General features: G+C 67.7%; 12 protein-coding genes and 1 pseudogene. 11 read left to right on the forward strand and 2 right to left on the reverse strand.

Annotated elements, in window-relative coordinates:
- Nucleotides 1-135 precede the first annotated feature (135 nt).
- On the forward strand, nt 136-594 hold the full coding sequence (locus tag CFB46_RS24545) for a DUF3592 domain-containing protein (RefSeq protein WP_089501572.1): 459 nt from the start codon (nt 136-138) through the stop codon (nt 592-594).
- A gap of 20 nt (nt 595-614) precedes the next feature.
- Here CFB46_RS24545 and CFB46_RS24550 read toward each other — a convergent pair whose 3' ends face one another.
- On the reverse strand, nt 615-1493 hold the full coding sequence (locus tag CFB46_RS24550) for a LysR family transcriptional regulator (protein WP_179235110.1): 879 nt from the start codon (nt 1491-1493) through the stop codon (nt 615-617).
- Nucleotides 1494-1631: 138 nt separating this feature from the next.
- On the opposite strand from CFB46_RS24550, the pseudogene CFB46_RS36775 reads away from it, so the two are divergent.
- A pseudogene (locus CFB46_RS36775) lies at nt 1632-3054 on the forward strand (MFS transporter).
- Between the two features lie 185 nt (nt 3055-3239).
- The gene (locus tag CFB46_RS24560) at nt 3240-4034 is read left to right on the forward strand and encodes an enoyl-CoA hydratase (protein ID WP_089502332.1); all 795 of its coding nucleotides are present in this window, start codon (nt 3240-3242) and stop codon (nt 4032-4034) included.
- Between the two features lie 160 nt (nt 4035-4194).
- Here CFB46_RS24560 and alr read toward each other — a convergent pair whose 3' ends face one another.
- Nucleotides 4195-5316 carry an alanine racemase gene (gene alr, locus CFB46_RS24565; protein ID WP_089501574.1) on the reverse strand — a complete coding sequence of 374 codons (1122 nt, stop codon included), beginning with the start codon at nt 5314-5316 and terminating at the stop codon, nt 4195-4197.
- Nucleotides 5317-5620: 304 nt separating this feature from the next.
- Here alr and CFB46_RS24575 point away from each other — a divergent pair, with 304 nt between their 5' ends.
- The 8 genes from CFB46_RS24575 to CFB46_RS24610 all read left to right on the forward strand — a co-directional run bounded on the left by CFB46_RS24575 (nt 5621) and on the right by CFB46_RS24610 (nt 12539).
- The gene (locus tag CFB46_RS24575; RefSeq protein WP_027782754.1) at nt 5621-5992 is read left to right on the forward strand and encodes an MAPEG family protein; all 372 of its coding nucleotides are present in this window, start codon (nt 5621-5623) and stop codon (nt 5990-5992) included.
- Between the two features lie 373 nt (nt 5993-6365).
- Entirely contained in the window at nt 6366-7118 is a 753-nt protein-coding gene (gene glnH / locus CFB46_RS24580; protein WP_027782755.1) for a glutamine ABC transporter substrate-binding protein GlnH, read from the forward strand.
- A 66-nt stretch (nt 7119-7184) separates the two neighbouring features.
- Nucleotides 7185-7841, forward strand: a complete 657-nt coding sequence (gene glnP / locus CFB46_RS24585; RefSeq protein WP_027782756.1) for a glutamine ABC transporter permease GlnP — start codon at nt 7185-7187, stop codon at nt 7839-7841.
- Nucleotides 7838-8566, forward strand: a complete 729-nt coding sequence (gene glnQ, locus CFB46_RS24590) for a glutamine ABC transporter ATP-binding protein GlnQ (protein ID WP_179235111.1) — start codon at nt 7838-7840, stop codon at nt 8564-8566. The genes glnP and glnQ overlap by 4 nt, the downstream gene beginning before the upstream one ends.
- A gap of 20 nt (nt 8567-8586) precedes the next feature.
- Nucleotides 8587-9636 (forward strand): C45 family autoproteolytic acyltransferase/hydolase, encoded by a 1050-nt coding sequence (locus CFB46_RS24595; protein ID WP_089501577.1) that lies wholly within the window; start codon nt 8587-8589, stop codon nt 9634-9636.
- Between the two features lie 15 nt (nt 9637-9651).
- Nucleotides 9652-10986, forward strand: coding sequence for an aspartate aminotransferase family protein (locus tag CFB46_RS24600; protein ID WP_089501578.1), 1335 nt, complete (start codon nt 9652-9654; stop codon nt 10984-10986).
- Between the two features lie 36 nt (nt 10987-11022).
- Nucleotides 11023-11577: a carboxymuconolactone decarboxylase family protein gene (locus CFB46_RS24605; RefSeq protein WP_072436524.1), complete on the forward strand. Its 555-nt coding sequence runs from the start codon at nt 11023-11025 to the stop codon at nt 11575-11577.
- A gap of 161 nt (nt 11578-11738) precedes the next feature.
- Nucleotides 11739-12539, forward strand: coding sequence for an extensin (locus CFB46_RS24610; protein ID WP_089501579.1), 801 nt, complete (start codon nt 11739-11741; stop codon nt 12537-12539).
- Nucleotides 12540-12600 lie beyond the last annotated feature (61 nt).

Consider the following 12600-nt stretch of genomic DNA (forward strand, 5'->3'; position numbering starts at 1 on the left):
GCCCGGCTCGCGGTTGCGTGCGCAATTTACAGCGCGCCGGGATGTTCGTATCCTGCCGGATGCCGAGGGCGGCGTGGCTGTGCATCATGCACCGCACGCCCGGCATTGACGAACATCAGAAACGGAACGAAACCGATGACATCCGAATCCGGGCGAGCCGCTGCGCAGCACACCGGAATGCTGGTCGCGAAGGGCGTCGTTTTTACCCTCGTGGGCACGTGCATGCTGATCGGCGTCGCGCTGAACGCGCAGTCGACGCTTGCGTTCCTGCGAACGTCGGTCGTCGTGCCGGGGAAGGTCGTCAAGCTGAATGCAGGCCCGCATCATCCGGAGATCGCGTTTACGACGCTCGCGGGCGAGCAGGTCGAATATCCGCAAGGCGGCGACGTCAGCGTGCAGGACGGCGCGACGGTCGAGGTGCGCTATGCGCCGGACGCGCCGAGGATGACCGCGCGGATCGATACGTTCGGTGCGATCTGGGGCGGCGTGCTGACTTTCGGCGCGATGGGGGCGGCGTTTCTCCTCGTCGGCGTCGGTCAATTGCGGCGGGGCGTGCGTACATCGCGGAGGGGGCGGAACGCGGCCGGGCGCTGACGTAGAGGCCCGGAAGCCGGCTACCGGCCCGCCGCCGCAGTTGCGAATTCGTCGACGACGGCCTCGATCACCGCCTGCACGCGCGCGGTCTTGTAGAGATCGGCGTGGGCGACGAGCCACACGTCGAAATGATTGCACCGCCGCGCCATGAGGCGCACCAGTTCCGGCTCGGTGTCGGCGCGAAAGCACGGCAGCTCCGCAATGCCGAGCCCCGCCAGCGTGGCCTCCACCAGCATCATCGTTGACGACGTCTGGAACATCACGCGGCCGCGCGAAGTCGGTTCGCCGCACAGCGCGTCCCACATTGTCGGCACCACCGGTTGCTGGTACATCACCAGATCGTGCCCGTCGAACGCGCTACCGGCGACCGGTTCGCCCCGTTCGGCCAGGTAACGGCGCGATGCGTAGATGCCCGTTTCGAGATGCCCGAGCCGCCTGACGATCAGGTCCGGCGATTCCGGCCGCAACGTGCGAATCGCGAGATCCGCTTCGCGACGCGTGAGGTTGGCGATTTCCGCCGACGTCACGCACACGACGTCGATGCCGGCATGCCTGCGCCGCAAGCGGCCGATGGCGGGGACGACGAAACGCTTGCCGAGCGAGTCGGTTGTGGCGATGCGCACGGATCCGGCCAGTTGCTCGTCGAGCCCCATCACGCGGCGTTCGATCGTCAGCGACGCCCGCTCCATCGTTTCGGCCGGCTCGAGCAGCGCTTCGCCAGCGGTCGTCAGCACGTAGAGGGACGGTGTGCGGAGAAACAGCCGGGCCGACAGTTCGTCCTCGAGCGCGGCGATCCGGCGCCCGACCGTCGCCTGATCGACGTTCAGTTGCGCCGCGGCGCCGCGCAGCGTGCCGGTGCGCGCCAACGCGAGGAAGAAGCGGGCGTTGTCCCAGTTCATGCGGAGCGATTGTGTCATCGGGCAGGCGGCGACGGGCGGGGAATGGATGATGCAAATCTGCATCAGACCGATGCGAAGTTATCACTTTTCCGCATCGCGCGCCCGGTCCTAGACTTCCGGCATCTGTCTGGAGGTGTCATGTCCGATTGCCGTTCCGTTCCCGTCCCCGTCGCCGCGGCGGCACCGAGCCGCCCGACGGCGCGCGAGCAGCGCTGGACGCTGGCACTCGTCGCGGTCGGCATGTTCATGGCGGTACTCGATTCGACGATCGTCAACGTGGCGCTGCCGGCGATGCGCACGAGCCTTGGCGCGACGGTCGCGGAACTCGCGTGGATCGTCGACGCGTATACGCTCAGCTTCGCCGCGCTGATCCTCGCGGGCGGCGCGCTGTCCGACCGGTTCGGTGCGAAGCACGTGTATCTCGCCGGGCTGGCGCTGTTCGTCGCTGCATCGGCGGCCTGCGGCGTCGCGTCGTCGGTGGCGATCCTCGTGGTCGCGCGCTTCGTGCAGGGCATGGGCGCCGCGCTTTTCTTGCCTGCGTCGCTCGCGATCGTGCGCAGCACCTTCGACGTGCCGGCCGAGCGTGCGCGGGCGATCGCGGTGTGGGCCGGCATCGCGTCGGTCGCGGTCTCAGTGGGGCCGGTGCTGGGCGGTATCCTGGTTGACGATTTCGGCTGGCGCAGCGCGTTCCTGATCAACGTGCCGACCGGCGCGCTGGCCTTTGCCGGCGCGGCGGCGCTCGTTCGGGCATCGGTCGTGCGCGATGTGCGCCACTTCGACTGGGCCGGACAGTGCGTCGGTGCGGCGGCGCTCGGTGCGCTGTGTTTCGCGGTGATCGAACTGCCGACGCGCGGCGCCGGGCGCCACGGAGGTCCGGTGCGCGTTGCTGGTCGCCGCGCTCGCCGCCGCCGTGCTGGTCGTCGTCGAGCGGCGTGCCCGCCATCCGATGGTGCCGCTCGCGTGGTTTCGCAACCGCATCTTCGTCGCGATGAACCTGATGGGCAGTCTCGTCTATGTCGGCTACTTCGGGCTGCTGTTCGTGCTGAGCCTGTACCTGCACGGGCGCTTCGGCATGAGTGCGCGGCAGACGGGGCTGACGCTGTTGCCGTTCGCGCTGAGTCTGTCGTTCGGCAATCTGTTGTCGGGAAAACTGCATGACCGTGTTCGACCGGTCAGGCTGATGGCAAGCGGCCTCGCGATGGCGGCGCTGGCCGTTCCGGCGATCGCGATGGCGCTCGCGCTGCGCGCGCCGTGGCCGGTGGTCTGGACGGCCATGGTCGCATTCGGCACCGGGACCGCGCTGTCGGTCGCGCCGATGATCGCGACGGTGCTCGAACAGGTGCCTGCCGACGCAGCGGGCGTGGCATCCGGGTTCCTCAACGCGGCACGGCAGGCCGGCAGCCTGCTCGGCGTGGCCGTCGCAGGCGCCGCGACGATACTGCTGCCGGATCTGACCGATGCGCTGTGGGCCGTCGCGGCGCTCGGGTGCGTCGCCTATGCGATTGCCGCGCTGGCGGCGAGGACGGCAGGTCGCGCGCAAGCCGCGCAACGACGCCACTGACCTGCGAGCGGCATGGTCGCGGCGCAGCGGCCGGCAGGCGTGCCGCGCAGGCGCGTGCGGCGACGCGGCTGGACGCCGTGCGGAATGTGGAGGACCATTTCGTCACGATGCCGCGAACGGACGGATGCGATTTCCGTCCGGCCGCGCCGCATCGAATCCTGTCGAACCCCGTCGAGCGGAACACCATGGAACCCATTCACGAGACAGCCGAGCCGATCCTGCTGCGCGACACCCACGACGGCGTCGTCACGCTGCGCCTGAACCGCCCGCAGCAGTTCAACGCGTTGTCCGAAGCGATGCTCTCGGCCCTGCACGATGCGTTCGATACGCTTGCCGCCGATCCGCACGTGCGCTGCGTCGTGCTGGCCGCCAAAGGCAAGGCGTTCTGCGCCGGCCACGACTTGCGGCAGATGCGCGGCAAGCCCGAACTCGACTACTACCGCACGCTGTTCGCGCAGTGCAGCCGCGTGATGCTCGCGATGCGCGCGTTGCCGGTGCCGGTGATCGCGCGTGTGCACGGCATCGCGACGGCGGCGGGCTGCCAGCTCGTCGCCGCGTGCGACCTCGCGGTCGCGGCCGATACCGCGCGCTTCGCGGTGTCGGGCATCAACGTCGGGCTGTTCTGCTCGACGCCGGCCGTCGCGCTGAGCCGCAACGTCACGGCCAAGCGCGCATTCGACATGCTGATGACCGGGCGCTTCGTCGATGCGGCGACGGCCGCCGCATGGGGGCTCGTCAACGAAGCCGTGCCCGAGGACGCGCTCGATGCGGCCGTCGCGCGCAAGGTCGCGGATATCGTCGCGAAGAGCCCGGCCGCGGTGCGGGTCGGCAAGCAGATGTTCTACCGCCAGCGCGAGTTGCCGCTCGACGAAGCCTACGCGTATGCGGGCGACGTGATGGCGCGCAACATGATGGAAGAGGATGCGGGCGAGGGCATCGACGCGTTCCTCGAGAAGCGCAAGCCGACGTGGCGTTCGTGATGCGTCGGCGGAAGCAGGCGGGGAACGAGCCGGAAGGGCCATGACGCGTTTTTGCCGGCGCGCGTTTCCCGTCCGCCGGAATGCGAACGGGCCGCCCGAGGCGGCCCGCAAGTGACGCGGCATGCATGGCGACGCGGCAGCGCCGCCGCATCAACGTCGATCAGCGTCCGTAGCTGCCCGTCCGCAGCGCCGGCTGCACGGTCGACGCGCCGGGCGGCACGATCACGACCGGCACGCGGCGCGCGAGCGCGCACATCAGCTCGTAGCCGATCGTACCGCTGGCTTCCGCGACATCGTCCACCTTCACCTGGTCGCCCCACAGCTCGACGCTCGCGCCGATGCCTGCGTTCGGACACGGCGTCAGGTCGACGGTCAGCATGTCCATCGACACGCGGCCGATGACGCGCGTCATCACGCCGTCCACCGCGATCGGCGTGCCGGTCGGCGCGTGGCGCGGATAGCCGTCCGCGTAGCCGCACGCGACGACGCCGATCCGCATCGGCCGGTCGGCGGTGAAGCGGCGGCCGTAGCCGACCGTTTCTTCGGGCGCGAGCGTCTGGACGCCGATGATCTTGCTGGTCAGCGTCATCGCGGCCGTCAGCGGCGTGTCGGCGATATGGCGCGACGCGCCCGTCGGCGACGCGCCGTACAGGATCGTGCCGGGCCGCACCCAGTCGCGGTGCGCGCGCGGATGCCACAGCACGGCCGCCGAATTCGATACCGAGCGCTCGCCCGGAATCCCGGCCGTGGTCGCGTCGAATTGTTCGAGCTGCCAGTCGACCTCGCCTTCGTCGGCGTTCGCGAAATGCATCATCAGCGTGATCTTGCCGATCGACGGCGCGCCCGCCGCGCGTTCCCATGCGTCGCTGAACGCGGCCGGCCGGTAGCCGAGCCGGTTCATGCCGGAATTCATCTTGAGCTGGATGTCGATCGGCTGCTGCGGCTTCGCGGCGATCAGCAGGTCGAGCTGTTCGTCGCAGTGCACGGCGACCGTCAGCCGATGGCGATCGGCCAGCTCGACGTCGGCCGGCTCGAAGATCCCTTTGAGCAGCAGCACGGGCTTGTCCCAGCCGAGCTCGCGCACGCGCACGGCCTCGTCGAGATCGAGCAGCGCGATGCCGTCGGCGGTCGCGAGGCCCGGGAAGATCCGTTCGATGCCGTGGCCGTACGCGTTGGCCTTGATCACGGCCCACACGCGCGATTGCGCGGCGGTGCGGCGGATGAAGTCGAGGTTGTGGCGGACGGCGTCAGGGCGGATATGGGCGACGATGGGACGGGGCATGGCAAGGGCTCGGGTCGGATGTCGTTCGGCGCACGGCGGCGCGCGGGGAAACGGCAGGCTTGGCGCGATCGCGCATCAAGCCAGTGTCGATCGCTATCTTATTGGTGTTCGACCAGTTTTAATTAACGTATTTGTCGACGATTTGGTGGAAATTTTGGCGTCGTTGCGAGCCGGGCGACGTCCTCCGCAGCCTGCGCGGCCGAGTCTCCCGTCTAGAAAACCGGTGCGCGAACGGCACGGCACGATGCTAAGCTCTCGGCGATCTTGTCATTGATCAATGTAATCATAACGGAGGAGACTTTTGATGACGACGTCCCAGCTGTGCCTGTTCATCGTGGCGCTGTTGCCGTTCCCGATGACGTTTCTCGCCAAGGCTCGCAAGGGTTACGACAACCGCACGCCGCGCGCGTACCTGGCGAAGCTCGAAGGCTGGCGCGCACGCGCCCAGGCCGCGCATCAGAATGCGTGGGAAGCGCTCGCGCTGTTCACGGCCGCACTGGTGGTGGCGTGGCACAACGGCGCGAACGTGCATCGCGTCGACCAGCTCGCGATCGCGTTCGTCGCGATCCGCATCGTCTATGCGCTGATGTACCTGCTGAACTGGGCGTCGCTGCGTTCGCTCGTGTGGTTCGGCGGGATGGCGTGCGTCGTCGCGCTGTTCTTCGCGACGCCGTAAGCGGCCGACCGGTGACGCGAGGCCGGCCGTGCAAGCCGGCCCGTCAGGCGCCGCCCGTGTCCCGTGCCCGACTGTCGTTGGATGCGGGCGCAACCTCTTCTCTCCCTGTGCCGCCCTCCATCGGCGCGGCGCGATCCGACGGGGCGTTCTGCGCCGCCGTCCTCCCGTTTTCTTCCGATCTATCCGCGCCGCGGGGGCGGGTTTGTCTCGATCCATTTATCTGTTGCGGACTTTTTTGTTGTCGTAGTATCGCCATTGACAACACTTGTTGCACTAAGGTCTAATTCAACATCGCATGTTGCGGTGCGGCTTGATGTCGTCGTTCCGCCGGCCCGTCGGCCGGTTACATCGCTCAATCATGCGGAGAGAAACCATGAGTCGCCGTTCCTTCCTGAAAGCCGTCGCGGTCGTCGCCGCGCTCGGCGCCAGCCTCGCGCACGCGGACACCAGGACGCTCGTCGTCGGGACCGATACGTCGTTCATGCCGTTCGAGTTCAAGCAGGGCGACAAGTACGTCGGCTTCGATCTCGACCTGTGGGCCGAGATCGCGAAGGACCAGGGCTGGAAATACACGATCCAGCCGATGGATTTCGCGGGCCTGATCCCGGCGCTGCAGACGCAGAACATCGACGTCGCGCTGTCGGGGATGACGATCAAGGAAGAGCGCAAGAAGGCGATCGACTTCTCCGCGCCGTATTACGACAGCGGGCTCGCCGCGATGGTGCAAACGGGCAATACGTCGATCAAGTCGATCGACGACCTGAACGGCAAGGTGATCGCCGCGAAGACGGGCACCGCGACGATCGACTGGATCAAGGCGCACCTGAAGCCGAAGGAGGTCCGCCAGTTCCCGAACATCGACCAGGCGTATCTCGCGCTCGAGGCGGGCCGCGTCGACGCGGCGATGCACGACACGCCGAACGTGCTGTTCTTCGTGAACAACGAAGGCAAGGGCAAGGTGAAGGTCGCGGGCCAGCCGGTCAGCGGCGACAAGTACGGGATCGGCTTCCCGAAGGGCAGCGCGCTCGTGCCGAAGGTCAACGCGTCGCTCGTGAAGATCAAGGCCGACGGCCGCTACGCGCAGATCTACAAGAAGTGGTTCGGCGCCGAGCCGCCGAAGATGTGAGCGTGACGGCGCAACAGCGCGCGGCCTCGGGGCCGCGCGGGTCTTGAATCGAACGGGGAGCGACAAGTGAATTTCGATTGGTCGGCGATCTGGGCGGCGCTGCCGGACCTGATGGACGGGGTCCGGTTGACGGTGTTCATCGCACTTTTCGGGCTGGTGGGCGGCTTCGTCGTCGGGATGATCGCGGGCATGTTCCGCGCGTACGGACCGAAGGCGATGAACGTGCTCGCACAGGTCTATATTGAACTGATCCGCGGCACGCCGATCGTCGTGCAGGTGATGTTCCTGTATTTCGCATTGCCGCTGCTCGCGCATATCCGCATCGACGGCCTGACGGCCGCGATCATCGCGATCACGGTGAATTCCGGCGCGTATCTCGCGGAGGTGGTGCGCGGCGCGCTGCTGTCGATCCCGAAGGGACTGACGGAAGCGGGGCTCGCGATGGGGCTGTCGATGCCGCGCGTGCTGTTGAAGATCGTCGGGCCGCTGGCGTTCCGGCGGCTGATTCCGCCGCTCGGCAACCAGTGCATCGTGAGCCTGAAGGACACGTCGCTGTTCATCGTGATCGGCGTGGGCGAGCTGACGCGCAAGGGGCAGGAGATCATCGCCGGCAATTTCCAGGCGGTCGAGATCTGGAGTGCGGTGGCCGTCATTTACCTGCTGCTGACCGGCGCGATGACGTTGACGCTTCGGCTCGTCGAAAAGCGGATGAAAATCTTATGAGCATGATCGAATTCCAGAACGTGTCGAAGAGCTTCGGCCATGTACCGGTGCTGAAGAACATCGACCTGAAGATCGACGCGGGTGAGGTGGTCGTCGTGGTCGGCCCGTCGGGCTCGGGCAAATCGACGATGCTGCGCTGTATCAACGCGCTCGAGAAAATCACCGGGGGCGAGCTGCTGGTCGACGGCCAGAGCGTGCGCGGCAATGCGACGACGATCCGCAACATCCGGCTCGAAGCCGGCATGGTGTTCCAGCAGTTCAACCTGTTTCCGCAAATGACCGCGCTCGAGAACGTGATGTTCGGGCCGATGCAGGTGCGTGGCGCGTCGCGCGCCGAGGCGCGCGATCAGGCGATGGCGCTGCTCGACAAGGTCGGCCTCGAATCGCGCGCGAATCATTACCCGCCGGAGCTGTCGGGCGGCCAGCAGCAGCGCGTCGCGATCGCGCGTGCGCTGGCGATCCGGCCGCGGCTGATGCTGTTCGACGAGCCTACCTCCGCGCTAGATCCGGAATTGCGCCACGAAGTGCTGAAAGTGATGCAGGATCTCGCGACCGAAGGGATGACGATGATCGTCGTCACGCACGAGATCGGCTTTGCGAAGCGGGTCGGCACGCGGCTGCTGTTCATGGACCAGGGCGGCATCGCCGAGGACGGCCATCCGGTCGACCTGATCGACCGGCCGCCGACACCGCGCCTGAAGGAATTCCTGAAACACGTGTCCTGAACGAAACCGAAACATCCGACATGCCGCTTTCCCTTTCTCCCGTCATCGCCGGCACGCCGTTCGACATCGGCGTGCGCCTCGGCGAGCTTGCCCGTCCCGTGTTCGATACGTACATGCAGCAGAGCAGTGCATGGCAGGCCGTGCGCCGCTGGCGCGGCCATCCGTTCGTCGATGCGCTGCGGCAGGCCGCGCTGGCCGCGTACCCCGACCTCGTCGCGGAACTCGACGGGATCGCGGCGGGTGTCGGCTGGCCGGCCGAGGACATTTTTCTGTGGAATTGCCGCGGCGAGCTGATTCACAACGCACCGGACGGCTGCACGACGCTCGCCGCGCGCGGCGCGGACGGCACGCGCTGGATCGCGCACAACGAGGACGGCGATCCGTACCTGCGCGAACGTTGCCTGCTCGTCGACGTGCAACCGGCGGGCAAGCCCGGGTTCATCAGTTTCTATTACCCCGGTTCGCTGCCGGGGCATACGTTCGCCGCGAACCGCGCGGGCGTCGCGCAGGCGATCAACAACCTGCGCATCCGCACGCCGGCGCCGGGCGTGCCGCGCATGATTCTTGCGCGGGCGGTGCTCGACGCGACGTCGCTCGACGCGGCCGCCGACGTGCTGCGCACGCATGCGCGCGCGAGCGGCTTTCATCACACGCTCGGCGCGACCGGCGACACGCGCGTGCTGAGTATCGAAGCGAGCGTCGCACGCTGTTCGGTCGTCGACGTCGCATGGCTTGCGGGCCATGCGAATCACCTGGTGCATCCCGGTTGCGACGAGGAAGCGCAGATCGTCACGCAATCGTCGGCCGACCGCCAGCGACGCGTCGACGCGCTCACGCCCGGCATCGACGCGATCGACGAAGCCGCGCTGCTGCGCGTGCTCGGCGATCGTGCGCCGGAAGGACTGCCGATCTATCGCGACGATCCGGCCGACCCCGACGACGAAAACACGCTGGCGACCGCGGTGTTCGCGATTCACGACACCGCGATCGACTTCACCGTCCATCAACACGGCACGCAGCGCTTCGCGACGCGCATCGTGCCGTCCGGACGCGCACATCGCGCATCCTGATCCATGAGGCCACGCATGACGACCGTTTTTCATCGCGCTCCGCGCGCCACCTTGCCCGTCGCCGTCGCTGGCGACGGCATCGAGATCATCGATTCGACCGGCAAACGCTATATCGACGCGTGCGGCGGTGCGGCCGTATCGTGTCTCGGCCACAGCAACCAGCGCGTGATCGACGCGATCAAGCGGCAGGCGCAGCAATTGCCGTACGCGCATACGTCGTTCTTCACGACCGACGTGGCCGAGGAGCTGGCCGACCGGCTCGTCGATGCAGCGCCGGCCGGGCTCGAGCATGTGTACTTCGTGTCGGGCGGGTCCGAGGCGATCGAGGCCGCGCTGAAGCTCGCGCGCCAGTATTTTGTCGAGAAGGGCGAGCCGCAGCGGCATCATTTCATCGCCCGTCGCCAGAGCTATCACGGCAACACGCTCGGCGCGCTCGCGATCGGCGGCAACGCGTGGCGGCGCGAGCCGTTCCTGCCGCTGCTGATCGAAGCGCATCACGTGAGCCCGTGCTATGCATACCGCGACCAGTTGGCGGGTGAAACCGACGAAGCGTATGCGCAGCGGCTCGCGGACGAGCTCGAACACAAGATCGTCGAACTCGGCGCGGAAAACGTCGCGGCGTTCGTCGCGGAAACGGTGGTGGGCGCCACGGCCGGCGCGGTGCCGCCGGTGCGTACCTACCTGAAGAAGATTCGCGCGGTGTGCGACAAGTACGGCGTGCTGCTGATTCTCGACGAGATCATGTCGGGGATGGGGCGCACGGGCTACCTGTATGCGTGCGACGAAGACGGCGTCGCGCCCGATCTGCTGACGATCGCGAAAGGGCTCGGTGCGGGCTATCAACCGATCGGTGCGACGCTGGTGAGCGACCGTATCTACCGGACGATCGTCGACGGCTCGGGCTTCTTCCAGCACGGTCACACCTACCTCGGCCACGCGACCGCGTGCGCGGCCGCGCTCGAAGTGCAGCGCGTGATCGCGGACGAGAAGCTGCTCGACAACGTGAAGGCGCGCGGCGAGCAACTGCGCGCGTCGTTGCGCGAGCACTACGGCGCGCATCCGCATGTCGGCGACGTGCGCGGCCGCGGACTGTTCGTCGGCGTCGAACTCGTGCGCGATCGCGACACCAAGGCGACCTTCGATCCCGCGCTGAAGCTGCATGCGGCGGTCAAGCGCGAAGCGATGCAGCGCGGGTTGATGGTGTATCCGATGGGTGGGACGATCGACGGCGTGCACGGCGATCACATCCTGATCGCGCCGCCGTTCGTTTGCACCGCGCAGCAGATCGATGCGATCGTCGAGCGGTTGTCCGGCGCGATCGACGCGGCGCTCGCGTCGGTGCGTGCGTGACGGCATCGTTGTACTGAACCTCATCCGATCATCACCATGACAGACAGACTGCCTCCTTTTGATCCCGCATCGGCCACCGACGCACAGAAGGCCGTGCTTGCGGACATCCTCAGCGGCCCGCGCGGCAACCTGAACGGGCCGTTCCTCGGCTGGATCGCGAGCCCCGAGCTGGCCCAGCACGCGCAGAAGCTCGGCGCGTTCTGCCGCTATCGCACGGGCCTGCCGTTGCGGCTGTCGGAACTCGCGATTCTCGTGACGGCCGCGCGCTGGCGCTCGCAGGCCGAGTGGCACATCCACCATCCGATCGCGCTCGACGCGGGTGTACCGGCCGCGACGGCCGACGCGATCCGGCGCGGCGTCGAACCCGCATTCGAATCGGACGACGATGCGCTGATCCATGCGTTCGCGAGCGAGCTGTACGACACGCGGCGGGTGAGCGACGCGACGTTCGCGCGTGCGGAAGCCCGCTTCGGCCATGAAACCGTCGTGAATCTCGTCGCGCTGCTCGGCTACTACGCGCTCGTCGCGATGACACTGAACACGTTCGGCATGCGTGCGGACGGGCAAACCGATTTGCCGTTTCCGGAGTAACGGCCGTGGGTTGATCGTGCCGGAACAGCGGTGGCGATACGTCTGACGAACGCGTTGCCGACGCGTGCCGACGTCAATGCAACCAAATGTATTCCTGCGGGATCAACGGCCGATGGCCGCGTATGATGGCTTGTTCACGTCGATATGATCGGTGAGCAAGCATGACGAGTACCCGTAAAACCATGATGATCGCCGGCGGGCTCCTGGTAGCCGCGGCCGGCACTGCGTACGTGATGCTCCTGCGCGCGGACCATCGCGCGATCGAAGACGCCGGCATCGGCGATACAGCCGCGCCCGTTGCCGCGGCGCCCGCGGGCAACGATCACGCGGTGCAGGGCGCCATTGCGCCGCCGGCACCGGCCGCCGCGACGGCCCCGAAACAGGCGGCTGCAGCGCCGCCTCCCTCCGCACCCACGCCAGCGCCGGCAGCAACCGCGCGCGTCGGCGCCGCGCCTGCTCCAGCGGTTCCGATGGTTAGCGACAAGCCGCAACCGGTAGCGAAGCCGGCCGCACCGCCGCCGAAGGTTACCGTCGTGACGGTTGATGCGCAGGATTCGACCCCATCGGCGCCGCCGCCAGCCCCGGCCCCGGCCGCCAAGCCTGCTCAGTCGGTTGCGCCCGCGCAGGTCACGCAACGTGCGCCGCGCAAGCGCGACGGCCTCGAACGCCACGCAGCCGCCGCCCCGGCCGCGCAGACCGCGCAGACCGCGACAAAATCCGAAACGCCGGAGACGGCCGCGCTCGTCAGGGAATCGGCGAAGCTCGACCCGTCGTTGCCGCCGCCGCCGATCTCATCCATGCCGTCGACGTCGGCGAGCGTCGGTTCGTACCGGCAGGGAAGTGCGTCGTCCGGCGCGAATCCGGTAGCCGCCGCGATGACCGAGCAGCTGGTCAGGGAGTCGAGCCATATCAAGACGACGACCCCCGTGCCGGCGACCGGCGGCCCGACCGCGACCAAGTAATCGCAATCGGCCTCGGCATAAAAAGGACCCCGCACGCCGACCAAGGCATGCGGGGCCAAGA

Source organism: Burkholderia sp. HI2761 (assembly GCF_002223355.1).
GTDB lineage: Bacteria > Pseudomonadota > Gammaproteobacteria > Burkholderiales > Burkholderiaceae > Burkholderia.

Excerpts from the sequence above, each read along its gene's own strand:
- CFB46_RS24545 (WP_089501572.1), top strand. The coding sequence starts at position 136 with ATGACATCCGAATCCGGGCGAGCCGCTGCGCAGCACACCGGAATGCTG.
- CFB46_RS24550 (WP_179235110.1), bottom strand. The coding sequence starts at position 1,493 with ATGAACTGGGACAACGCCCGCTTCTTCCTCGCGTTGGCGCGCACCGGC.
- CFB46_RS24560 (WP_089502332.1), top strand. The coding sequence starts at position 3,240 with ATGGAACCCATTCACGAGACAGCCGAGCCGATCCTGCTGCGCGACACC.
- alr (WP_089501574.1), bottom strand. The coding sequence starts at position 5,316 with ATGCCCCGTCCCATCGTCGCCCATATCCGCCCTGACGCCGTCCGCCAC.
- CFB46_RS24575 (WP_027782754.1), top strand. The coding sequence starts at position 5,621 with ATGACGACGTCCCAGCTGTGCCTGTTCATCGTGGCGCTGTTGCCGTTC.
- glnH (WP_027782755.1), top strand. The coding sequence starts at position 6,366 with ATGAGTCGCCGTTCCTTCCTGAAAGCCGTCGCGGTCGTCGCCGCGCTC.
- glnQ (WP_179235111.1), top strand. The coding sequence starts at position 7,838 with ATGAGCATGATCGAATTCCAGAACGTGTCGAAGAGCTTCGGCCATGTA.
- CFB46_RS24595 (WP_089501577.1), top strand. The coding sequence starts at position 8,587 with ATGCCGCTTTCCCTTTCTCCCGTCATCGCCGGCACGCCGTTCGACATC.
- CFB46_RS24600 (WP_089501578.1), top strand. The coding sequence starts at position 9,652 with ATGACGACCGTTTTTCATCGCGCTCCGCGCGCCACCTTGCCCGTCGCC.
- CFB46_RS24605 (WP_072436524.1), top strand. The coding sequence starts at position 11,023 with ATGACAGACAGACTGCCTCCTTTTGATCCCGCATCGGCCACCGACGCA.
- CFB46_RS24610 (WP_089501579.1), top strand. The coding sequence starts at position 11,739 with ATGACGAGTACCCGTAAAACCATGATGATCGCCGGCGGGCTCCTGGTA.